General features: G+C 58.3%; 22 protein-coding genes and 1 pseudogene. 14 read left to right on the forward strand and 9 right to left on the reverse strand.

The features are described from left to right. Nucleotides 1-61 precede the first annotated feature (61 nt). Nucleotides 62-1,306 (reverse strand): 2OG-Fe(II) oxygenase, encoded by a 1,245-nt coding sequence (locus M1D34_RS32020; RefSeq protein ID WP_498786366.1) that lies wholly within the window; start codon nt 1,304-1,306, stop codon nt 62-64. Nucleotides 1,307-1,927: 621 nt separating this feature from the next. Here M1D34_RS32020 and M1D34_RS32025 point away from each other — a divergent pair. Next, a complete protein-coding gene (locus tag M1D34_RS32025; protein WP_498786368.1) occupies nt 1,928-2,263 on the forward strand; it encodes a hypothetical protein in 336 nt (111 codons plus the stop codon). Nucleotides 2,264-2,332: 69 nt separating this feature from the next. Here M1D34_RS32025 and M1D34_RS32030 read toward each other — a convergent pair whose 3' ends face one another. The 7 genes and pseudogenes from M1D34_RS32030 to M1D34_RS32060 all read right to left on the reverse strand — a co-directional run bounded on the left by M1D34_RS32030 (nt 2,333) and on the right by M1D34_RS32060 (nt 7,849). Continuing rightward, nucleotides 2,333-2,749, reverse strand: coding sequence for a hypothetical protein (locus tag M1D34_RS32030; RefSeq protein ID WP_498786370.1), 417 nt, complete (start codon nt 2,747-2,749; stop codon nt 2,333-2,335). A gap of 142 nt (nt 2,750-2,891) precedes the next feature. Then, on the reverse strand, nt 2,892-3,692 hold the full coding sequence (istB, locus tag M1D34_RS32035; protein ID WP_498786372.1) for an IS21-like element ISSme2 family helper ATPase IstB: 801 nt from the start codon (nt 3,690-3,692) through the stop codon (nt 2,892-2,894). Next, a pseudogene (istA, locus tag M1D34_RS32040) lies at nt 3,692-4,985 on the reverse strand (IS21 family transposase). The gene istB and the pseudogene istA overlap by 1 nt, the downstream one beginning before the upstream one ends. Nucleotides 4,986-5,045: 60 nt before the next feature. Next, nucleotides 5,046-5,603, reverse strand: coding sequence for a hypothetical protein (locus tag M1D34_RS32045; RefSeq protein WP_498786374.1), 558 nt, complete (start codon nt 5,601-5,603; stop codon nt 5,046-5,048). Between the two features lie 406 nt (nt 5,604-6,009). Next, on the reverse strand, nt 6,010-6,711 hold the full coding sequence (locus M1D34_RS32050) for a thermonuclease family protein (RefSeq protein WP_498786376.1): 702 nt from the start codon (nt 6,709-6,711) through the stop codon (nt 6,010-6,012). Beyond that, entirely contained in the window at nt 6,708-7,244 is a 537-nt protein-coding gene (locus tag M1D34_RS32055) for a thermonuclease family protein (RefSeq protein WP_498786378.1), read from the reverse strand. The genes M1D34_RS32050 and M1D34_RS32055 overlap by 4 nt, the downstream gene beginning before the upstream one ends. Next, entirely contained in the window at nt 7,241-7,849 is a 609-nt protein-coding gene (locus M1D34_RS32060) for a hypothetical protein (protein ID WP_454265387.1), read from the reverse strand. Before M1D34_RS32060 ends, M1D34_RS32055 begins: the two co-directional genes overlap by 4 nt. Before the next feature lie 222 nt (nt 7,850-8,071). Here M1D34_RS32060 and M1D34_RS32065 point away from each other — a divergent pair, with 222 nt between their 5' ends. Genes M1D34_RS32065 through M1D34_RS32125 form a run of 13 tightly spaced genes read left to right on the forward strand, consistent with a single transcriptional unit; the run spans nt 8,072 to nt 21,022 of the window. Continuing rightward, complete coding sequence (locus tag M1D34_RS32065; protein ID WP_498786645.1) at nt 8,072-8,983, forward strand: lytic transglycosylase domain-containing protein; 912 nt, start codon at nt 8,072-8,074, stop codon at nt 8,981-8,983. An 11-nt stretch (nt 8,984-8,994) separates the two neighbouring features. Continuing rightward, entirely contained in the window at nt 8,995-9,333 is a 339-nt protein-coding gene (locus M1D34_RS32070; protein ID WP_498786380.1) for a TrbC/VirB2 family type IV secretion system protein, read from the forward strand. A 3-nt stretch (nt 9,334-9,336) separates the two neighbouring features. Next, nucleotides 9,337-9,636, forward strand: a complete 300-nt coding sequence (locus M1D34_RS32075; protein ID WP_498786382.1) for a VirB3 family type IV secretion system protein — start codon at nt 9,337-9,339, stop codon at nt 9,634-9,636. Nucleotides 9,637-9,638: 2 nt separating this feature from the next. After that, a complete protein-coding gene (locus M1D34_RS32080) occupies nt 9,639-12,098 on the forward strand; it encodes a VirB4 family type IV secretion/conjugal transfer ATPase (RefSeq protein WP_498786647.1) in 2,460 nt (819 codons plus the stop codon). Further along, a complete protein-coding gene (locus M1D34_RS32085; RefSeq protein WP_498786384.1) occupies nt 12,095-13,183 on the forward strand; it encodes a lytic transglycosylase domain-containing protein in 1,089 nt (362 codons plus the stop codon). The genes M1D34_RS32080 and M1D34_RS32085 overlap by 4 nt, the downstream gene beginning before the upstream one ends. A gap of 11 nt (nt 13,184-13,194) precedes the next feature. Then, on the forward strand, nt 13,195-13,902 hold the full coding sequence (locus tag M1D34_RS32090) for a type IV secretion system protein (protein ID WP_498786386.1): 708 nt from the start codon (nt 13,195-13,197) through the stop codon (nt 13,900-13,902). A gap of 19 nt (nt 13,903-13,921) precedes the next feature. Further along, nucleotides 13,922-14,119, forward strand: a complete 198-nt coding sequence (locus tag M1D34_RS32095; RefSeq protein WP_498786388.1) for a hypothetical protein — start codon at nt 13,922-13,924, stop codon at nt 14,117-14,119. A 15-nt stretch (nt 14,120-14,134) separates the two neighbouring features. Further along, nucleotides 14,135-15,166, forward strand: a complete 1,032-nt coding sequence (locus M1D34_RS32100; RefSeq protein ID WP_498786390.1) for a TrbL/VirB6 family protein — start codon at nt 14,135-14,137, stop codon at nt 15,164-15,166. Nucleotides 15,167-15,204: 38 nt separating this feature from the next. Then, the gene (locus M1D34_RS32105) at nt 15,205-15,900 is read left to right on the forward strand and encodes a VirB8 family type IV secretion system protein (protein WP_498786392.1); all 696 of its coding nucleotides are present in this window, start codon (nt 15,205-15,207) and stop codon (nt 15,898-15,900) included. Further along, nucleotides 15,897-16,706: a TrbG/VirB9 family P-type conjugative transfer protein gene (locus M1D34_RS32110; RefSeq protein WP_498786394.1), complete on the forward strand. Its 810-nt coding sequence runs from the start codon at nt 15,897-15,899 to the stop codon at nt 16,704-16,706. The genes M1D34_RS32105 and M1D34_RS32110 overlap by 4 nt, the downstream gene beginning before the upstream one ends. Continuing rightward, the gene (gene virB10, locus M1D34_RS32115) at nt 16,706-17,917 is read left to right on the forward strand and encodes a type IV secretion system protein VirB10 (protein WP_498786396.1); all 1,212 of its coding nucleotides are present in this window, start codon (nt 16,706-16,708) and stop codon (nt 17,915-17,917) included. Before M1D34_RS32110 ends, virB10 begins: the two co-directional genes overlap by 1 nt. Next, on the forward strand, nt 17,898-18,926 hold the full coding sequence (virB11, locus tag M1D34_RS32120; RefSeq protein ID WP_498786398.1) for a P-type DNA transfer ATPase VirB11: 1,029 nt from the start codon (nt 17,898-17,900) through the stop codon (nt 18,924-18,926). Before virB10 ends, virB11 begins: the two co-directional genes overlap by 20 nt. Beyond that, on the forward strand, nt 18,923-21,022 hold the full coding sequence (locus M1D34_RS32125; RefSeq protein ID WP_498786400.1) for a type IV secretory system conjugative DNA transfer family protein: 2,100 nt from the start codon (nt 18,923-18,925) through the stop codon (nt 21,020-21,022). Before virB11 ends, M1D34_RS32125 begins: the two co-directional genes overlap by 4 nt. Nucleotides 21,023-21,277: 255 nt before the next feature. Here the strand turns inward: M1D34_RS32125 and M1D34_RS32130 are convergent, their stop codons facing one another. Next, nucleotides 21,278-22,678, reverse strand: a complete 1,401-nt coding sequence (locus tag M1D34_RS32130) for a hypothetical protein (protein WP_498786402.1) — start codon at nt 22,676-22,678, stop codon at nt 21,278-21,280. Nucleotides 22,679-22,752: the final 74 nt, after the last annotated feature.

Genomic DNA, 22,752 nt, shown 5'->3' on the forward strand with positions numbered 1-22,752 from the left:
TGTTAATCTCGCTGACAGAGCACCCGACGACGCGCCTGCGAATACTCGCCGCCGTGCCGACTTACTGAAGCACGTGTATAGCCGCTGCTTCGGCGCGCAATCTGTTTATCTCAGCATCTATTTTTATCCGCATCTCGACGTCCAAGGCATCCAGCTCCCGCAATGCCGCACATCCACGGTCAATTGCTTCACTGGTCTCAGCTTGTTCAAAAGTACTTGCCAATTCCACAAGCTTCACGTCTCTCGCCAGTGATGTTCCTTTATTTACGGGACTGCCAGATTGCAGGGTTCTGACTATCGCAAGGCTGTATTCGTCAACCAAAGGCGCGACGTCCGCCCAGGTCAGGTGGGGTGGAAGCCCGGTTGAACGGTCCCCGAGAGCTCGTCCCATCAGGCCAGCTAAACAAATGCTCAATGGGGCCCCCCACCGGAATAGCATCTCAAAGGTATAATACAGATGGCTAGAGAGGTTGGTCCCGCTGTATGGGACTTTTTCTGTTCCGGCCCTCAGCAACGCACTAAGACACGCCTTGATAACGTTCTTCTGATCTGAGCCGCGAAAGAGCACGGGGTAGGCCCAATACGACACTACGATTGCATATCGGACACCTTCGCTTACTCGCGAAACCGCGTGGTAGGAATTATCAGACAGCCGCATAAGTGCAGCGGAGTTAAAAACTGGCCTGATGACCGCTTCAACGGCGGTCTCCTCACTACTGCTGAACAGAAGCAGGTGCCCGCCTTGGCCATCGCTGTAATAGTGATTTGGGTAATAGATGAACCTGTGTGTCTCATTTCGCCCGCGGGCGCCTTCAGGCGAGTCATTATGTATGCTAATTACTTGGCCAGGCATCATCTTATGGGCGATAACTTTATAGTGCGTCCCAACAACCGCGTCGAACCTCTTGTCGATTAGCTCAGCACCAGCTCGCACCAAAGCCTTAATCTCCGGAGTGATTTTTCCGGTAGCATTGGTGTCAAATGTATTGATTACCCACTTGGCGTCATACTGGGAAAAGAACCACTTCTCGTGCAGAGACCAATTTGGCTCTGTTTGCACTGCTCTAATCAATGCGTTTGCGTCGTTCGTCCGAAGCAGGTTTTCGGTTACAAGATATTCTGGATTTCGAAGTTCATCTGGGGGGCGTCCGGCCTCGGTTTGCGGGGGGTGTTCGAAAGGGGGGGGCGAAGGGCTTCGAACGTCGAATGTGATGCCTCGTCGCTCTTCGGGTGATAGCCTAGCGGTCAATTTTGATGCCCTCAGGCCGGGAATCGTCGGCCGCTGCGCATGCGTTCTCCTGGCCATAAAATTTTATCCCCTCTTCGTATTGAGATCCGCGAAACGTCCGCGAAATAGAGAATTCTAGGGATTGAAGCGCCGCAGTTCCGAGTCAATTTATCTTCAAATGTGCGGTGGCTAGGGGTGTTCGTCAAGTCTCGTTCCACCGACATCCCCCCCTCCTCCTTGCGGAAGCTGCAATGACATTCGACACGGTGCAACCCGTAGATCACGAAGGGGGAGCCGATTTTTGTCGATTGGCGCAAATTGGGGGAACCTCAGTCATTGAGGCAGCCCATTAACTCGGAACGATCGAACGCTCGGCCGCTGTTGAGAGAGCTCTCCGTATTGCACGGAAACCGCGGCCTGCAGCCGCCGATAAATTCAACTCACTGAGAGGGGAAGAAAGAGCCCTGCCCTCTCTCCCCCACAAGCACTAAACCGGTCTCCCCATCCTTCGGCCCGATGGCCTGCAGCACCGGACGGCTGCGCCGTCACGGCCCTGCGGGTGGGTGATCCCCCTCCGGTTTAGCGCTTGTCCCCCTCTCTTCCGCTGTTCCGCACGAGCTCGGGAGCAGGAGCGGGCTCCTGCCCTCCCTTCGATTTGGGAGGTCCGGAATTAGAGCCGAGCCTGGGATTGAGGGTGCGATGACAGAAGATTTTGGAATGGAAGCCGCGGTGTCGTTGGAGGCGTTGATGGAGCGGCATATAGCGGCGCTATCGGCGACTTCTGATGCGGTGCGCGAATGGGATGAACGCCGCGCGGCTGGCGGTGTGAGCAACGTGGTCTACGCAAATGCTCTGCTCGAGGTGACGAAAGAGGAAGAGGCCGCCAGGCTACGCATCGTGAACCACCGGCCGTGCAACGATCAGCAAGGACGGCAAAAGTTGACCTACTTGGCCGCGTTTTTGTTCGCGACGCGAGGCTCGCTCAAGCCGGAAGAATTGGAGGCCGTCTTGAGCACGACCGAGCCTGTGGAATAGGCCGGGCAATGTGCTGGGTCGAGCGCGAAGGGCAGAAGAATAAAGCCGCCTTGTTGGGCGGCTTCTTTCTTAGTTGATTGTGGCGATCCACTCGCCGGATGCTGACTTAGCGAAGCCGACGATTCGATCAATAGGCCGCGCGTCAGGTCCCATCTTGACTGAGGTCATGCAGGCGACGCCCAGCCCTGCCCCGGCCTTGTCACATTGGCCGAGCGCCAGGGAGATTTCCGGCAGATTATTCCGGTCCCAAACGAGAGGTGATGCCGCGTGCGCTTTGCGGTAGGCGGCCAGTGCTTCGGCTTTCGTCGGCGCTTCAACGGTCGGAATAGGGCAAAGAGATGGATCAGCGGAAATAGCCGCAACCAGTTCTGCTTTCGAGATGGCCTGAGCTTCAACCTTCGGCTCGGAGGTTGCAATGTAGGTGCCGCCGGCGCCAGCCGCTATACCGAGGGTGGCTGCGATCGCGATTATGGCGTTCTGGTGCATAGATTGTTCCTCTTAGGCTAGGCTTAGGCTAGGCTAGGTGCGTAGATTGAACCAGAAGCGCTCTTTGACGCCCTTGTCGTTGGGAATGTTGTCAAGCGAATCGAGGAATTGACCCCTTTGGCGAATTGAAGAACTGACCCCCTCATTGGTTTGCGGTTTCGTTGGGTTGGAGCGCCGCTCCGGCTTTCTGCAGAAGGCCGGAGCGGCGCTTTTCGCGAAGCCGATAGCTGTCGCCCCGGATGGTGATCACCGTCGAGTGGTGAAGCAGGCGGTCCAATATCGCCGTGGCGACGACAGGGTCGCCAAAAACACTTCCCCATTCGCCCACGGAGCGGTTTGAGGTGATCAGGATCGAGCCCTTCTCGTAGCGCCGGGACACCAGTTGGAAGAACAGGTGGGCGGCATTGGCCTCGAAGGGCAAGTAACCCAGCTCGTCGATGATGAGCAATTTCGGTCGCGACAGGATCGTCAACTGCTTGTCGAGGGAGCCGTCGCTGTGGGCCTTCGCCAGCATCGCCACCAGCGTGGCCGCCGTGACGAACTGGACGTTGTAGTTTTGACGGATCGCTTCGCGGCCGAGGCTTACAGCCAGATGGGTCTTGCCTGTACCTGGCGGTCCAAGGAATAGCACGGTGTCGCCGTGGGCGATCCAGCGGCAGGTCGCAAGCTCCCTGATCTGTCCCTGATCCAGCGATGGCTGCGCCTCGAAGTCGAAGCCGTCCAATTCGCGCACGAACGGGAACTGCGCCAGCTTGCTCGACATCGATATCCGTCGCTCGTCGCGTCGGGCAATCTCGCGCGATACAAGGAAAGCCAGCGCCTCGCGCAAGGTCATCTTCGAACGAGCCGCCTCGTCCAGCAACGTGTCGAGCTGGTCGCGGATCGCCGTCAGCTTCAGCCGATCGAGCCTTGCGATCAGCACGTCATGATCCACGTTCGTCATCACCAGCCTCCTCCGGCAACCGCCTCGTATTCCGCAAGCGGGCGCAACAGGGTGGGAGGGGGGAGCTCGATGGGAGCGGCGGCTCGCACCAGACCCTCGGCGCCGGCAACACCGACAAAATGCCCCCGGTCCACGATCCGTTGTCGTCGTCCATCGCACAGGGCATGATCGGCCACCACCTGGCCCGCATGCCGGATGATGACGCGACCCGCCAACACCACGACCTGAACACTCTCGCCGATCAGGCGCCAGGGCACCGAGTAGCTGTTGGTGTCGAGGTCGATCGCGCAATCGGCTTGAACCTTGCGAACCAGATCCCGCAATTGCCCGAAGGGTGGGTGCCCGTCCGGCCAGCGGGCGCAGCTCCCTGGCTTCGTCGGCAAAGCGTTCCGCCGGTTTGACACCGGTGGTGCCGTGTTCACGCTGGTCGGCAACTTCGCGTGTCCATCGATCCAGATGCGCTTCAAACTCGGCCCAGCTCTCGAAGCGGCGCCCGGCGATCGCGTTCTTCTTGACGTAGCCGACCCCGCGCTCGTCTTTGCCCTTCGTTCTCGCCCGATACGGTGCGCAGGCTCGCGGCGTGAAGCCCCAATAACGGGCGAAAGCATGCAGTCGCGCGTTGAATCTCACCTCCCGCGTCACCGAATCATGATGCTCGACCAGGGCCTTCGCATTGTCGATCAGCACTTCCGCCGGAACCCCACCGAACCGCAGGAAAGCGCCTTCCATGCCTTCAAACCAGTCTGCCTGGCGCTCCCTGAGTGACGCGCGAGCATGCATCCGCCGCGAATAGCCCAGCGTCCCCACGAACAGGTGAATCCGTACCCGCTCATCGCCGATCCACACCTTCGTGTCACCGAAGTCGATCTGCATCTGATGGCCCGGCGCCGTTTCGAAGCGGACCGTCGCTCGCTTCTGTGCCTTTAGCTCTCGCCGCCATTGCCGTACGCGAAGCTCCACCGAACGCAGACCGATGATAATTCCGTGCTCGCTCGCCAACTCTTGGCGGATCACATCCGCATTACCGTCATGCCGGAAAAAACGCTCTCGAAGCCAATCATCAAGCCCGTCGAATGCACTGCGCCGAGCAGGCCGTTTAAACGGTGCAACTCCCCCCTCTCGAAGATATCGGCGAACTGTATTACGCGCGCATCCAAATTCTTTCGATAGACGTTTGCTACCCCAACCAAGCTCGTGCAGCCGCAGCATTGCCACCACCTCATCAGCCTGAAGCATATCCCCGCCCTGCATCGTTCGCGACAATGCAGGATGCGATGAAATCGCGCTCGTCATCCATAACTCCTCGTTTTGACACGAGGGGTCAGTTCTTCGCTTCGTTAGGGGGTCAGTTTTTCATTTCGCCCGACAAATGTCAAAGAACCAGGGATTTGCGCGCCGCGGACGGGGGGAAGTTACCTGCACCTTGCAGCCGTTGTAGCGATTGTCGCGATTCCCGAAATGGTCGCTGTTGCCGCTGATGGACCTTACGGTCACGCCGTTACGCTGGTTGGCGTCCTCGTCACCATAGAGGCGGTTGTACTCGCCGCGGTTCTCGCATCTGTCCACGACCCAGACGCATTGGTCCTCCTCGTTGCGGCGGCGCAAGCCGTTGTCGTTCCCATCATTGCTAGAGGTGGGGCGCGACCCTGCAGGGCAGTCCTCGAACTCTTGCCGGCCTGGCTCGCCGGCCTTCGCCTCGTGACAAATGGGCCAATGAAATCCCGGCTTTGCCATTGCGGCGATCAGCCTCTTCATCGGGGGCACGCAATAGGGAACGCCCTGCCAGGACGGATTTTGCGAGGCAGCGCAAAGGAGCACCTGGCAGCCCCAGGAAGCATCTTCTGCCTTTGCTCCTGTGGGGGCGAAGGTAAGCGCAGCAAGACCGGCTGCAGCATAAAGCAGGTGTTTCATGTGAGTTGGCCCTCATGATGGTTGCGGCTGGAGACGCGTGGTCGACGAATAGCTTGTCGAGCGGTGTGGCGTGGTGCACTTGACCGCCTGCTGCGTAGATTATGGCGGCAACGAGCGCGAAGGCTGAAAACCAGAGAATCCCGATCCGAAAAAGCATCGGCTGGTTGGGAATGTCCCGGCAAAGCGGTGGAAAGGCGAATAAGCCGACGAGAAAGCTGTCCAGCGCCAGATGACGTCGATCGAGAAAGAGGATCGAAAGGATCAGGAGCACCAGGGCGAACGGACCATGCACCCACCAGATTCGTTCTGAAACGACGATGAGCGCAAACGATAAGGGAATGGCGAGCATTAAGCTCGCCAGCGGATCGGTTGCGAATGAGTTCGCAATATGTGCGAAGTCGGGCAACTATCGGTCTGTCCTCTTCAGCTTTTTCCGCGCGTCGATGAAGGGAGGCGATATCTCGCTTTCCCGTTCGACAAGCAGGTTGAAATCAGCGATCGGCTGGCGGCCGAGCGTCTTGTCGACGGCCTTGCGACGCCACTCGTTCATGTCGAGAACGTCAGTGGCCCACAAGCCATAGCGGGCCGCCATCGCATGCTGCTGATAGGCCAGGTATTGGCTTTTGTATGAATAGGGCGACGCGACACGCGCCCATCCGACACGAAGCATGTCGACCGCAATATCGCGGCCGGCTGACGTGCAGCGGGCTTGGGGGATACCGTCATTGCCATAGGCTAAGACGGTACATTCGACCGGTTTGCTGCCTATGGTCCTCTTGAGCCAAGCTTTTGCAAGTGGGCCGCACGGAACGGGTGACGGCGCCTTTTGCCGCTCGCGATCCACCCACTTCGGATCGATCGCCCACTGTGGAAGCTCGCACGCGTCGATCTCGACGAGGCGAACGCGCTGCGCATATTGCGGATACCACAGGGTGCGGCCGTCCATGACGGCGACTCGGCCGTTGTAGACCGGATTTTGGTAGATCGGAGCCTCGCTCAATCTCTGCGGTGGCCGAGCCGCCGCGGCCGGAGTCTTGATGAGATCCGCGGCTGTCGCTGCGTGGGGGATCGTGGCGAGCGCGGCGGCTGCAAGTAGGTATCGCTTCATTGATCTGCCTTCTTGGTTCGCGCATTCACCTCGCGGCTCAAGAGAATGGCCGGATGCTGGACGTCTTCGAACTGCCAGAGGCCGGCACGCTTATCGCGTGCAAGTTTCTCAGCCATGGCATAGGGGACGTGATAGGGCATGCCCTCACCGTTGAGGGCCGCGAAGGCGTATCCGCTCGTGATCAGGACGTTTGCCAGATCAAGCCGCTGCTTCCCAACGGTGGCGTAGCAAACGACGTAAGCGATACTGTCTTTCTTCACCACCGGGGCGCAAACAGGTTTGGTGTCTTTGATATAGGCCGCCAGCACGGCAAGGGACGCCTCGCCGCAGTCACGTTTCTGCCCGTGCTTGTCCGTATAGGCAGTGCCGCGCAAACAGGACTGGACGCCGTAGAGACGGAATCTTTCACCATTGGAAACCCACGTGTCGCCAGTTTCCAGGGTGACGCCAGGAAGAAGATCGAAATAGCCTGCGGGCGCTGCGGATACGGATGTCGGCAAGAGAGCCACCAAAAGCGAAAGAGCATTTCTCATTGACCCTTCACCCTCGGATCGGCCCACATCCCGAATGACCCCTTCTGGCCGATCTCCTCAGCCTTCGAGAGATCCGGGCGAACGGGAGTTCCGTCTGGCTTTTTTGCGAGGCGGAGCGCGCCGAGCGACAAAAGCTGCTCCTCGAACATGTCGACGGAGTCGAGGCTACCGGGGAAATGATAGTAACCGTAGCAGGTGGCGTTCTGGACGGGCGAACCTTGCTCGCTCACGAAGGCACGGCAAAACACGACTTTCGGGTTTTGTAACAGGATCTGAAGTTGCTGCTGCGCATAATCGGTGCAGCTCCCGGCGAAGTCTTCACTGCGATTGACCATTTCGCCCTTGCATGGCTCCAGGCCAAAAAGGTGCAGTGTTGTCTTGTCATCCACGCGAAAGTCGGTCGGTGAAACGGCCTTAAATCCGGCCGTTGTTGCATAGCCCTTCCGATCGGCCACCTTCCCGCTTCCGTCGTAATATTCGAGCACGAGAACCGTCTTACCCGGCGCTGCGAGCGATTTGATGTAATCCTTGTTGATGTCCGAGAGGGACAAAGCAGGTGTTGCGATAGCGCAACTTGCGAGTGCGGCGATGATGGTCCGTTTCATTTTCTAGCCCTTACCCATACTGCTTCAGCTCGTTCCCCTGCAATAGGGGGTTTATGTCTGCCTCGAAAAGTTGTATCGCTGAACCAAATCGATGCGACACCTTCACCAGCTTAGTTGGTTTTCGTTTCGATCACAACACCGCAAGTCAGGCGCGGGGCGATGGAAAAAAGGGCTAGATTTTCAGGCGTTTTGGGCTGGGCCGCTTTGACGGGAAGCGCCCTTTTGTGCACGAGTTGGGTTCAGATTTCTCACGCCCAAGATGGGCAGAAATCTGCAAATATTGTAACAAATAGAGGCACTTGGCCTACCGAAAACAAGGCGGCGCTTGCAACGAACTTCGATGAGCGCTGGCGGGTCTCCGAGAAGGAGCTCGTGCTAGGCACTGATGGCGTAGTGAAGCAGGAAGATGCGGTTCAGAACAAAGCTGACCAAAGCCCCCATGATTTTGGGGGTTTGCATCATATTGATGCAGTTTTGAGCAACTTCGGCTCCTTCGACAACGCGCTGAACAGGGTTAATGAACTGCAAGTTCCCACGGGCTCGATACAGCACATCGGTGCAGTTCGGCGGATCGATGACAACACCAAAGACGTGTATGAATGCGGTCCGTCTCCGCTCAGCCCGGAAGAGGTTAAGTCTCTGGTTGTGCAGACGGCGCGCAAATATCGCGTCGATGAAGTCTTCGCGACGGCCATCGCCTGGGCGGAGAGCGGCTTTGACCAAAGCCGCAACTCCCCAAAGGGCGCGCGCGGACCGATGCAGCTCATGCCTGCTACGGCTGTGCGGTTCGGAGTTACGGACATCTGTGATCCCGCTCAGAATATCGAGGGCGGGATGAAGTACCTGCGCTTTCTGCTTGATGAGTTTCAGAACCCGCTCCTGGTCGCGGCTGCCTACAACAGCGGCGAACAGCGGATCTACCAACACGGCGGCATCCCGCCGTTCCAGGAAACAGTCGGATACGTCGCCAATGTGGTGAACTACCAACTCGGGCTGCCAATGCCGTCGGCAGAAGGCAAGGCGAGGCCGGCCGCCGCTCCGCAGGCGGTCTCGGATGCGAGTGACAGCGGCGACGCCGGTGTGATCGCCGTGAAGAAGACCGGCAAGTTTGTCGGCGGTGTCATGCACTTTTGAAGGAGAAAAACATGCAATCTGAAATGCAAACGAGGAAGTCTCAGGCCGTGAAGCTCGCAGCCACGATCGGCATTGTGGCGGCATTCCAAGTCGCGGGCGCTGATGTTGCCCTCGCGCAGAGCGCAGGCGGCGCGTTCGGGCCGCTGCAGACGGCGGTGCAGATGATCGTCGATTTCATCACCGGCCCGTTCGGTCGGCTGCTCGCGATCATTGCCGTTATCGGGCTTGGCTTTCTGGCATTCGCCGGACGCTTGTCGTGGTTCACTGCCGGCGCGGTCGTGATGGGCATTGGTCTGGTGTTTGGCGCACCCGCGATCGTCGACGAGATGATCTCGGCGGTCGGTCAGTGACCGATGAGTGAGTTTTGGGACGAAAAGCCAGCTCTGACGCCGTTGGTGATCGGGTTAACCCGGTCCCCAACGATATGGGGGGTCCCCTACATGGCGGTGGTACTGATCGTTGGCGTCACCATCATCGGCTGGCTTGCAACGAACGACCTCCTGGCGTTGCTCATCGCGCCGGTTGCTTACCTTGTCCTGTTCTCGCTCTGCACTTGGGACAACAGGATCCTGGACGTGATGCAGGTGACGTCCCGCAAGACGCCCCGCACGCCCAACAAGCGCTTTTGGGGCACCAACTCTTACGGACCGTGACCATGCTGAAAGTCGTCAAAGAAGAGCTCGGATTCGGCCGGGTCGCCAGCAATGAGCGGCCCATGTGGACTCACATTCCCTATCTCCGACACGTCTCCGACACAGTGATCGGGCTGGAAAACGGATCGCTTCTAAGCGTCATCAAACTCGATGGACTGTTCTTCCAGACGGAGGACCAGGCTGAGCTCAACATGAGGTCGGTCGTCCAGAACACGATGATCCGTGCCTTGGGGTCGAGCCGCTATTCTCTTTGGTCGACCGTAATCCGGAGAGAGGTCGAAACGGAGATCGGTGGCGCCTTCGACGAACCATTCTGCGACCTCTTGAACAAGCGCTACATGGGGCAACTGCGCCACAAGCGCATGTTTACGAACGAAATATACTTGACCATCGTGCGGTCTGGGATGCGGGGCGCCCTCGGCGTCGGCGACTCGTTGAAGAGGCTCTTTGACAAGGCAAACAGGGACGCTCGGGTCCAGCAAACGCGCGAAGATGTTACAGAGCTCGAGGAGCTGATCGGCAACATCGTCCGCGATCTGCACAAATATGGAGCCCGGGCGCTTGGAATTACCTATCGTCGCAGGAATGAGGACGAGGCCAAGATTGAAGGGCGTGAAGAGAAGGAGAAAGGCGAGCCCTACTCCGAACCCTGCGAGTTCTTCAATGCGATCCTGAGCTGCGGTGTGCCGCGCAAGATGCGCCTGCCCCGCATGGGCATTCGCAATTATGTCGGAACGTCGCGACTGCATTTCAGCAAGCGGACAATGCAAGCTCAAGCGGCTGTCGATGAAGACACCCGCTTTGGGGCGCTGCTGTCCATCAAGGAATATCCGCCCTTCACCGGGCCGGGAATGCTGGACGGTCTGGTGCAGGTGAACCACGAATTCATTCTGACGCAATCCTTCACCATTGCCGACAAGCCGATCGCTCAAGAACGTATTAGTCGATTGCAGAGGCAGATCAGAGCCTCGGACGAGTCCGGTAGCTCAGTCGAACAGGATATCGACTATGCGCTCAATAGCCTTATGAACCAGGAAGCCGTGTTCGGTTTCCACCATCTTTCGCTCCTATGCCTCTCCCGCGATCTCCCGGGCCTTAGCCGCACCATTTCTGAACTCGGTGCTTGCCTCACCGACATGAATCTCACCTGGCTTCGCGAGGATCTGAACCTCGAAGCGGGATTTTGGGCGCAACTGCCCGGCAATCACAGCTACATTGCTCGCAAAGCGATGTTGTCGAGCGCGAATTTTTCCGGCCTGTCCTCCATGCACAATTTCGCGACGGGCCAGGCCGATCGCACTCATTGGGGACTGCCGATCACCATCCTCGAAACCACGTCGCAAACGCCGTACTGGTTCAACTTCCATCGCCGCGACATCGGGCACTTCATCGTCACGGGACCAACCGGCTCCGGTAAAACGGTCGCTTTGACTTTCCTGCTCGCACAGGCGATGCGCGCTTCACCGACGCCGAAAGCCGTGTTCTTCGACAAGGATCGCGGCGCGGAAATCTTCGTAAGGGCTATTGGCGGTTCATATGAGGTGCTGTCGCCGGGAACGCCGACCGGCTTTAACCCGCTGCAGCTCGAAAATACCGGCCCAAACCGCGAATTCCTCCTTCGCCTCCTGAAGGCAATGCTGCGTTCCGGTGATCGCAGCGACTTCACTCAGGAAGATGAGGATACGCTAGAGCGGGCGATCGTCCGCCTGATGCAAGAACCTGCGGCGGAGCGCAACCTGGCGAACTTGGCCGGGCTGCTGGTGGGCCGGTCGCGGGCGGATGCCAATGACCTTCACTCTCGCCTTCGGCCTTGGATCGAAGGAGAAAAGGCGTGGCTTTTCAACGCCCAGCACGACGTCCTCTCTTTCTCGGGGCGCAGCGTCTTTGGGTTCGACATGACGAACATCCTCGGCAACGATGATCTTCGCACGCCGGCGCTGATGTACCTCTATCATCGCCTTGACGAGCTGCTCGACGGAAACCCGGTCATGTTCTTCATGGACGAGGGCTGGCAGCTCCTTATGGACGAGACATTTTCGGCGTTCATCGTCGACAAGATGAAAACCATCCGCAAGCTCAACGGCATTGTAGGCTTCGGCACCCAGTCCGCGGCGGATATCGCCAAGGCAAAAGCCTCGCATACGCTGATCGAGCAGTCGGCGACGAACATTCACTTTCCGAACCCGCGGGCCGACGAAGAGAGCTACATCAAGCGCTTTGGCCTGACGGTGAAGGAATTCAACTTCATCAAGAACACTCCGCCCGAAAAGCGAACTTTTCTAATCAAGCACGGCAATGACTCGGTAATCGCTCGGCTCGATCTCTCCGCCATGCCCGATCTCGTGAAGGTGCTTTCCGGCCGCAAGGAGACCGTCGAGGAGTGCGCGGCGCTTCGGGAACAATATGGCGACGAGCCTGAAAATTGGCTGGCTGAATTTTGCGGATGGGAGAAGGCCGAATGAGGAAGAGTCCTGCTTTGTGGGCGATTTCTGCTCTGTGGCTTGGTGCCTTCGGAACGGCGCACTCTCAGGTGCCGGTGCTTGACGGCAAGGTGCTCGAGACCGACACCAAACGCGACCAGACGACGACGGAAATCGAGAAGACGGACAGTGACCGTCATACGGTCACCAAAAGCGTGACCTGCTCAATGTATCGTCCAGGTCGCAGCGGTGACGCCGCTTCCGCTGCGACAGCTAACCCGGAAATCACCGGGCTCGTGAAGCGAGTGGCCCAGGAAGAAGGCGTCGACGAAAGCCTCTTCATGGCGCTCGTCTACCAGGAAAGCCGGTTCAATCCGTGTGCGAAATCGCCGGTGGGCGCCATCGGTCTTTCTCAGCTTATGCCGGGTACGGCAAAGGATCTCGGGGTCAATCCCTATGACATGGAAGATAACCTCCGGGGCGGCGCGCGCTATCTGAAGCAGCAGCTTCGCCGTTTCAACGGCAACACCAATCTGGCACTGGCCGCCTATAACGCGGGTCCTGGTAACGTCCAGAAGTGGGGCGGAATCCCGCCTTTCAAGGAAACGCAGGGGTATGTGGCGAACATCACCCAAAAGTGGCTTCCTGCTTTTGGCGGCTCCGACGTTGCGAATATCCCGGCGAATTATGGCGGCGGTTCTACCGCCTTCACCGGGATGCGGGACTCCACGATTAGTTCGATGGCGACATCGCAGGCGATCGGGGAAAGCAGCGGAAACGTTGCCTCTTGGCTGCAGCAGTTGGGCGCAATGTCCAGCGGGACGATCCAGGACAGTTGGGACCACAATTCCGGCGCGCGAAATGCCAACCTCGAAATGATGAACCAGGTCATCCGCCTCGGCACGACGATGGCGGACCTCATGAATTCTCGTAGTGCGGTCGATGTCGGCAATCTTTCCGGCGCATCACGTACGAGCGACTTCAAGAAGGATGACGACGAGGAGGATCGCGAAACGACCGGCGTTTGCGATCCTCGCGCGGGGCTTGAATGGAGCCCGACAGAAAAGGCTTGCGTCCAGAAGCGGGAGCGCGAAGCCAACGTAGATCTGATGTTGACCGCTCAATGAGGAGAACTGCCATGAAACGTTTGATTTTAACGGCGTGCTCGGTGGCCCTTGCGTCCGCAGCAACCGCTCAAGTCCCGGTCATCGACGCTGCTAATCTTGAGGTTGCGCAGAGAACGTCGAAAACCACCGATGACATTCTCGGCACCAACAAGGAAGTCCTGAAAACAGTCCAGGACACTCTTCAGGCGGTGACCGGCGATCGCGGTAGCGACGCCAACCAGATGCAGAACCTTGCTGTCGGCAATGGCTTCAGCGTCTCTCAAATGCCGTCCTTCGACAGCCTGATGTCGGGCGGCGTTCCGAACTTCGGCGGCATGGGCGGCGATGTTGCCAAGGTGGCAACGAACTTCATCAACGGCCTGCAATTGGTGAAGAACCTGTCCGGCCAGGCAGGCAGCTCGTTTTCGGGCGACAAGTCGTATGAAGAGATGGTGAACACCGTTCTCGGTGTAGCGGCGCTCGTGACTGGCTCTCAGCAAGCCGTCCAGACCCGCCGCACCTCTTTCGAGCAGGCCGGCGCAAACGTCGGTCAGGCCAAGGACATCAAGGGATCCATCGATCAGAACACACAGCTTCAGGTCCAGGCTGGCCTGACGATCAACGAGCTGATCGGCGTCATGAATGGTGCTGTGTCCTCGTTGCAGGCTGAAAATCAGCGCCGCCTGACCGACATCTCCAACTCCAAAAAGGTTCTCACGTACAGTGACCCCACAGAATAGAGTCCCCGTTGCGGCGAAGATGCTGTTTTCCGTCCTGATCGCGGCCGGCCTCGCCGGCTGCGGTACTGCGGCCAAGGAAAAGACCGCCCCTTGCAAAAGGCCAGCGAACCTAGCCTCTTACGCGCCCGATCCACGCCACGAATGCGGACCGATGATGAGCGTCAACGGCGATGCTTCGGCGGCGCTCGCGGCAATCGACGCAATGGTGGCTGAGTAGAGGATGTAGGGTGACATGGGCGGCGACTTCCTCGGGCAACTTCTTGAAAGAATCGAAGACACAGGCCAAACATTCAGCGCTCAGGCATATCGCGTCCTGGGCGATGAAATCATGCCGCTTCTGCAGGTCATGTTCCTTGCGTACGTCGCATACTACGGGGTTCAACTCGTTATGGGGACCGCTAGGATTAGCGTTGGCGAGGTGATCACGCGGGTTGTTCGGATGATGGTAATCCTCGGGCTCATCAGCGAATGGGATCACTTCAACGATTTCCTCTATAGCTGGCTCAACAACACGCCCGAAGATGTCGGCCGCGCACTTTTGACCGCTGCGTCCACCGGGATAACCGAGCCGACAAACGGTCTCTCCATGATTTGGAGATCTGCGAACCAGGCAGCGTCCGAGTTTGCTGAACAGTCTGGCTACTTCGCGGTTCTCCCGTCCTTGGTGGGCGTGGTCGTCATGCTCGGCGCACTCATCTTCATTGCGGTTGCGCTGGCGATCCTGCTTCTGGCGAAGGTAATGATGTGGGTGCTTATAGGAACCGCCCCGATCTTCATCGCCTGCATGCTTTTCGAGCCGACCCGAAACTATGGATACGGCTGGTTTCAGCAGGTCTTGTTGTACGCACTGATGCCGATGTTCGTGTACGTGATTGCGGCGTTTCTCATAACCGCCCTAGACCCTGAGCTTACAAAGCTAACGAATGCTGCAGGGAACAAAGAAATTCAGCTCTCTGACGTCGCTGGCTTTCTGCTGCTTTGCGCGGCGGGGGCTTTCGTGCTGGTCAATATTCAGACGCTTGCGCAAGGGATCGTCGGTGGGATGGCTGCTGGCGTTGGCACTATCGCAAAGTCAGTTGGTCGATTTACCGGCATTACCGCTCCTATTGCAGCCATGAGAACGGGGCGCCAGCTCGCCGGAGGCGCGGGCGACGCCGGCATGAGAATGCGAGAACGGATGCATGGCGGGATGCGAGACAATATCCGCAACGCCAGTGCTGAGGCGATGCAGAACCGCATTAGCAGCAACAGCATGCCTCGCTGAGGCGCGAATTTAAGGGCTAGATGTAAGGGCTAGAACGAATGGCAGAAACGAATGACGCAGCTCTTCGGAGCTACTTTCAGGACGGCGATCGTTGGGAACAGGAGATCGTCAAAAAGGCCAAGCGATCGCGCTCGCTCGCATGGTTCGTCACAATGATTTTCGGCGCGATTACCCTGCTGTCACTAACGGCATTGGTGATGCTCGTTCCGCTGAAGAGCTTCGAGCCTTACATCGTCGAGGTCGACAAGAATACCGGCTATATGGAGGTGAAGACCGGCCTAACCAGGTCCGCCAAGCTGACCGACCAACAGGCGGTCACCCAAGCGAACGTCGTGCGCTATATCCGATCTCGCGAAGGCTACGACCCCTTCGCGATCGAGCAGAATTTCGGGATCGCCGCCCTACTCTCCACTGATGATGCGGCCCGCGAGCTGCAGGAGCTTTACAGTGCGGCAAATCCCGACAATCCCGCAAAGGTCCTCGGCAAGAACAAGAAGGTCACGGTCGACATCAAGTCCGTCACCTTCTCCAATGCGAGCACGGCCTTGGTCCGGTTTTCGACAACGGAAAAATCGGACACGGATTCGATCGTGCGTCACTACATTTCAGTCGTTCGCTATCGCTATACGGACACCCCGGCGACCAACGAATGGCGTTTTGAGAACCCCTTGGGCTTCCAGGTCTACAACTACCGTCGCGATCAAGAAACGGTTACGCCGGGAGGTGAGGAATGATCAAACGCCTCCTGCTTTCCGCGGCCTGCGCGGTCGCGATGATGACTCACGCCCATGCTGCGCAGGCCCCTCGCCCGGGCAGCCTCGATTCGCGCGTGACCAGCGTCGTCTATCAGTCCAACAACGTGGTGAAGGTCTCTGCCACCTACGGCATCTCCACCATGATCATCTTTGACGAGGACGAAAAGTTCGAAACGATCTCGCTTGGCGACACCGATAGTTGGCAGGTTGCCCCTTCCGAGAAGGGCAACATTCTATTCGTGAAGCCGATCGCAAAGAACGTCGCCACCAACATGAATGTTGTGACCAGCAAGAGGATCTATTTCCTCGAGCTCAACGACCATGCTCCGTCCGATGGCAAGCAGGTGTTCGGGATCCGTTTCGTCTATCCCGAGAAGGATCTAAATGCCGCGCTCCGCAAGGAAGCTGAGTACCGGGCGGCCTACCCGAACATGTCGAATGTCGATAAGGCCAACGTCAACATCGACTATTCGTTTTCCGGTGATCCGGCGTTGAAGCCCTTGGTGATCCTCGACGACGGGAAAAAGACCTTCTTCAAGTTCGGCAGCCGGGTCCCGGCGATTTTTGCCGTCCAGGCCGACTTTTCCGAGACGCTGCGCAATTTCCGGAAGGAGGGCGAATACATCGTCGTCGATGGTGTCGCGACGCAATACACGCTGCGCGAGGGCAATCAATGGACTTGCATCTTTAACCTTCGCAAGCCCGACTTCGGCGCTCCGGATCCTGCCATTCTCGGTCCGGCTCCTGACACCAAGGCGACGAAACGTAGGAGGAGCGGCAACTGATGAAGCGCAGTCCCGAACTTGAGGCCATGACGGCGGCCGATGAAACGGCCGTCAGCAACAGAAACGCTGGACGGAATCAAACCATTGGCATGGCCGCCCTGCTCCTGGGGGGCGCTGTCGCCGCCTATTTCTTGCTTGCCACGGCAGGGGAAAAGCCGCGTGACGTCGCCGATAGGGATGAAGAGTTTCAGACGACCACCTTCCGGCCGCCGTCATTCGTGCGTGAGCAAGAAGAGCCGAAACCGGAGATAGAGCCTGCAGTCATCAATCTGCCCCCTCCTCCGGAGCCAGTTGAAGAAGAGCCTGCCGATACCACGGAGTTCAAGGTTCCACCGCCACCAGAGGTCGTTGAAGCCACGCCCGAGATTGCGCCTGTCGAAGAGTTTCCTGAACGCTATAGGTCGGGTCTGATTTCGCTTGATCAGAAGGGCAATGGCAACGGCAACGGCGGTTTTCCAGGCGAAGACGAGTCCGGACTCAGCGTTGCCGGCGAAGACCGCAACAGCAAGTACCTCGCTGCGGCCTCGAGTCTCGCCGATCGGAGCGCAAAGGCGCGTCAGATCGAACGCATCGACGCCATGATACCGGAAGGAACGTTGATCCCGGGCATCCTCGAGACCGCGATTAACAGCGATCTGCCCGGCCAGATTCGCGCGATCACGTCGCAGGACGTCTATTCCTTCGACGGGCGGCGCGTCCTGATCCCGACTGGGACGCGCCTCATAGGCGAATACCAGTCCGAGATCACCCGAGGGCAAAAGCGTATTTTCGTCATCTGGACCCGGCTCATTCGCGATGATGGCGTATCGGTGCGCCTTAACTCCATCGGTACGGATAGCTTGGGGCGCTCTGGTTTGACCGGCCATGTCGACAACAAATGGCGCGAAAGGTTCGGCTCCGCCATCATGCTTTCGGTCGTCGGCGCCGGCGCCAGCTTCCTGACCGGCTACGGAAGCGACGAGGCGTTCGGCGACAACAACAGCGAGGCACAACGTGGCGAGGAGCTCGCCCGCGAAACCATCGCCGAGACCTTCTCGGATATGGCGAACCAAGCGTTGAGCGAAAACCTTCGTATTCCTCCCACCATTAGCGTCAGCCAGGGCGAGCGGATCTTTGTCTACGTACGCCAGGACCTCGATTTCAGCGCCATGTATGACGACCCGGTCACCGAAGCGATGAAGGAGATTCAACGTGAACGTCGCCGCAGGTAACACCACTACGATCAGACGCGATCCCCATTACTTCCTCAACCGCGCTCTTGAACCGATCAGGGAATTTCTTGACGATCCGAGGGTGGTGGAAATCGCCGTCAACAAACCGGGCCATGTCTATGTGGAACGGTTTGGCGCCGATTACATGGAGCATCATCGAATCGACGCCCTGACGGGTGATGAAATCCAGAACATCGGCGAGCGTGTTGCGGCTGCCACGAACCAGTTCATCAGCCGCTCGAAGCCGATCCTCAGCGCCGCGCTTCCGACCGGCGAGCGTATCCAGATCGTCTTGCCGCCGGCGGCACCCGAAGGTGGCTCGATCTCGATCCGCAAGCAGGTGGTCAATAACTTCACGCTCGAGGAGTATCGCGACAACGGTTCGCTCGATAAGGTCTCTGTGGCCGTCGGCGGCCTCAGCGACATTGATCGCGCGCTGATAGGGCATCTGCGCGCAAATCGGATTTACGATTTCATCCATACCGCCATCACCAAGCGGGTCTCTATCCTGATCAGTGGCGGCACTTCCTCCGGCAAAACGACCTTCCTCAATGCCTGCCTGAAGAGCGTCGATCCGCATGAGCGGATCATCACGCTCGAGGACACGCGAGAGCTCTTCCCACCGCAAGCAAATGCCGTTCATCTGATTGCGTCGAAGGGCGACCAGGGCACAGCGGACGTGACAATTCAAAGCCTGCTCGAGTCATCGCTGCGCATGCGGCCGGACCGTCTGTTCGTCGGCGAAATTCGAGGCGCAGAGGCTTTTTCCTTCCTCCGGGCAATCAACACCGGCCATCCCGGCAGCATGTCGACGGTTCACGCCGACACGCCGATGGGCGCTTATGAACAGCTAGCCATGATGATGCAGCAAGCCGGCATGTCGGCGGGTTTTTCGAAGCAGGATCTGATGTCGTATATTCAGATGGTCATCCCGATCGTCATCCAGCTCCGCCGTGAAGGCGGCAAGCGGGGGGTCTCTGAGATCTTCTTCGCCCGGGATGAATCATGACGAAGCAGCTCCAGGCGTTCTACCTGCTCTTTTGCGTCGGGATAGCGTTCGTTGTCTGGATGCTCGGGTACGGCCTGGGACTTCAGCTCTTCTATAAGGACGGCCGGATCCTCGAAACGACGATCACGAGCAATCCCTTCGCTCCGATTCAACAGTTCTGGCATTACAAAGCGAGCCCTGCCCTCCAGAAGGTCGCGCTTGTTTCGATGGTGCCGGCGCTGCTGGCGGCAGGCCTCGTCGCCTACATCGGACTGAAACCGACGAGCAGCCCATTGGGGGATGCTGCGTTTCAGGACATGGCTTCGCTACGACGCGGGAAGTGGTTCCGCAAACAGGGACATATCTTCGGCCGGATCGGGCGGAACATTCTTCGGACCAAGGACGATCGGCACCATCTGATCATCGGCCCGACACGCTCCGGTAAAGGTGCCGGCTATGTGATCCCCAACGCGCTGATGCATGTAGGCTCGATGATCGTCACCGATCTCAAGGGCGAAGTGTTCAAGGCGACGGCGGGCTATCGCCGGCAGAACGGCAGCCAGGTTTTCCTATTTGCGCCCGGCTCCGAAAAGACCAACAGCTATAATCCGCTGGACTTTATCCGGCCCGAGCGCGGCAATCGTACGACCGACATTCAAAACATCGCCAGTATTCTCGTGCCCGAGAATACGGAATCGGAAAATTCGGTCTGGCAAGCGACCGCCCAACAGGTCCTTGCCGGCGTGATCAGCTACATCACGGAAAGCCCCTTCTACAAAGACCGGCGCAACCTCTCAGAGGTCAATTCCTTTTTTAACAGTGGCGTCGATCTCCAGGCGCTCATGAAATACATCAAGGAGAAAGAGCCCTATCTTTCGAAGTTCACCGTCGAGAGCTTCAATTCCTACATCGCCCTGTCGGAACGCGCCGCCGCGTCTGCTCTCTTGGACATTCAAAAGGCCATGCGGCCTTTCAAGAACGAGCGGATTGTTGCCGCGACCAATGTCACGGACATGGATCTTCGCGCAATGAAGCGCCGGCCGATCTCGATCTACCTGGCGCCGAACATCACCGACATCACCCTGCTGCGCCCTCTCCTCACCCTGTTCGTGCAGCAGGTAATGGATATCCTCACGCTCGAGCACGATTCAAATTCCCTCCCCGTCTACTTCCTGCTCGACGAGTTCCGGCAGTTGAAGCGGATGGACGAGATCATGACCAAGCTGCCCTATGTGGCTGGCTATAACATCAAGCTCGCCTTCATCATCCAGGATCTGAAGAACCTCGACGAGATCTACGGCGAAACCTCCCGGCATTCCCTGCTCGGCAATTGTGGCTATCAGCTCGTCCTCGGCGCCAACGACCAGGCCACAGCCGAGTATGCATCACGCGCGCTCGGAAAGCGCACCATCCGCTACCAGTCGGAATCCCGCACGATCGAATTGATGGGCCTGCCTCGCCGCACGAAGGTGGAGCAGATTCGCGAACGCGATCTGATGATGCCGCAGGAGGTCCGGCAAATGCCGGAGAACAAGATGATCCTGTTAATCGAAGGACAACGGCCGATCTTCGGTGAAAAGCTTCGCTTCTTCCAAACACAGCCCTTCAAATCAGCCGAGGCATTTTCTCAGTCCAACATTCCGCAAGTGCCGGAAGTCGATTATCTGGCACCGAAGCCCGTGCCGGCGACAACTTCAGAATATGCCAAGGGGGGAGATCCTTCCGTCGAAATTCACTCGCCGGCGCCAGCGAAAGAGGAGAAGCCTTTGACGGCCGCCGCGGCGCAGGCGAATCCGGTCAAGGCGGAACCTGCGGCAGACGAGAAAGCTGCAGCACCTGCCAAACGCACCGTCAATAAAAAGGCGCTGCGCCCGAAGCCTAAGGCGAATGCTGCAAACACTGGTGGTGCGGAAGCATCTGCAAGCCTCGATGCAATGGACGCCCGGATAAAGGCGATCGAGGAGGGCCTCAAACCAAAGGCCGCGCAGCTCAAGGAAGTGGTCGAGACGAAAGCTGAGAAGCTTGGCGACAAGTCTCCGACCAAGCGCCGCAACATCATGGAGATCTTCAGCGCGACTATCCCTGATCCCGTCGAAGTCGGCGTGACGGCCGAATAGCTTGCGAAGACCGCTTCCGACCCTGGCTGTGTTACACAGCCTGGACAGGCTTGGGGAACGTTTTGAACTGCCCACTCACGACGCTGATGAAGGCGAATTCTCGACCCATCTGAGACGTTCGGCGGAGTGAGGTTTGACGACTGGAATGGGGCCGTAAGCCGACCTTCGAACACCTAACGCGTTGCACAATCGACAAAGGCGGGGGATAGATCTGGGGCGCGCGGCACCGGAAGAAGTGATACGCATATCGCTTGACTAGTTGGATCGGGCGATACGCGCTCGCGTGAGATCGTGCACTAGCTTCAGCAGTTCGTGCAGCTTACCGTCCCCATCCTCGCTCGACCAAGGTTCGACCATCTCTCCATGCATCACCGAATTGCGGATTTGCGACCAGGTCTGCACATGGTCGGGGTTGACTATGCCGCGTGTCCCAAGCCCGCGCATGAAAGCGAGCACGCTTTTCCTGCTGATCAGACCTAGATTGTTAAGCAGTCGTTCCCGCAGTCGTTGGTCGCCCTGCCAGCTACGCAGATGTTTTTTCATCGACGAAAGCAATTCGTCGTCGAATTCCGATCGGCGATCCTCCTCGGTCATCAGTTCGGAAGCGAGTGATTCCACTGTACTAGCTAGGGTCAGCGTAACGACCCAGCGCGAGCCTTCCAAGGCCTGTGCCAGCTCAACATACTGCTGCGTCAGCGGATGCTGTTCGAACTGTCTGTCCTTGGCAATAATCGTCAAGATATCAGCATAGAGCTGCCAAAAGACCTCGCTGCGCCCGCTCTCTGTAGCAAAAGGCTGGAGCAGGCCGATAGCCGAAGATTTTCCCGTTCCCGGCGACGGCCGCAGCCATACGTGGGCGGTCCCATCGCCAAGGTTGCGTGCGACCATCCGCGGGTACACCGGCGTACCCAGCAAAATGTTGAGCGGCTCGGTCAGCCAGTTCTCAGCGAATGGATGATTAAATGCCTCGCTAGTATCCGCCGTGATCCACAGTGCCTGGCCGTCCTGCTCGTATGTGAATTTGACGACCGTCCCGAGCACCTCGATGAGCTGCTGGCCGGGCTCTTGGGATGAAAAGACCTTATCTTTACCGATGCGACACACCGTGACCAGAGATGTGGCCGTTGGCAAACGGACCGGAGGTATGAGCAGCAACTCGACACTGCTGCGCCTTGCGACCCATGGGCCCGTCGCCAAAGTCGTGAGCCCCATAATCTGCCCAGCCAGTGGCCAGCCGGCGTTGGCATCTGCGAAATAATTGACTGCGCACCAGCCGCACGCCCATTTGACCCCCTGATAGTCCGTTGCGTGAACCTGGAACTGCTCCAACGGATCATAAGTATGCTTGCTAGCCTTGATGTACTTGCGAAATGCCGCCTCGACATCGGGGGACTCAGCATAAACGAAAAAGCGCATATCAGTAGCAGAGCGGACCTCGATCCGGCCGGGCCCCACAAAGTATGGTTCGTGATGGTCTTTGCCGAGCAACTCGATCTTTCTACACTCTATGGTGCGCGGCAGCCCCGACAGCTTGTTGCGCCAATGATCGAGCGTGTGGAGCTCTCGATCGATCTCGTCGTCAGCCGCTGCAGGCGTCTGATCCGCGACTCGAAGCACATCGGCAAGCCAGTTCCTGACCGTCGCACCCCATCCCATCGCTTCTTCACGCTCCTAAATTGTTTGCCGCGCCTGCTGTGGTGTGACGGCTGGATAGCCACAGCGCTCAGTTG

The organism is Ensifer sp. D2-11, assembly GCF_054161295.1.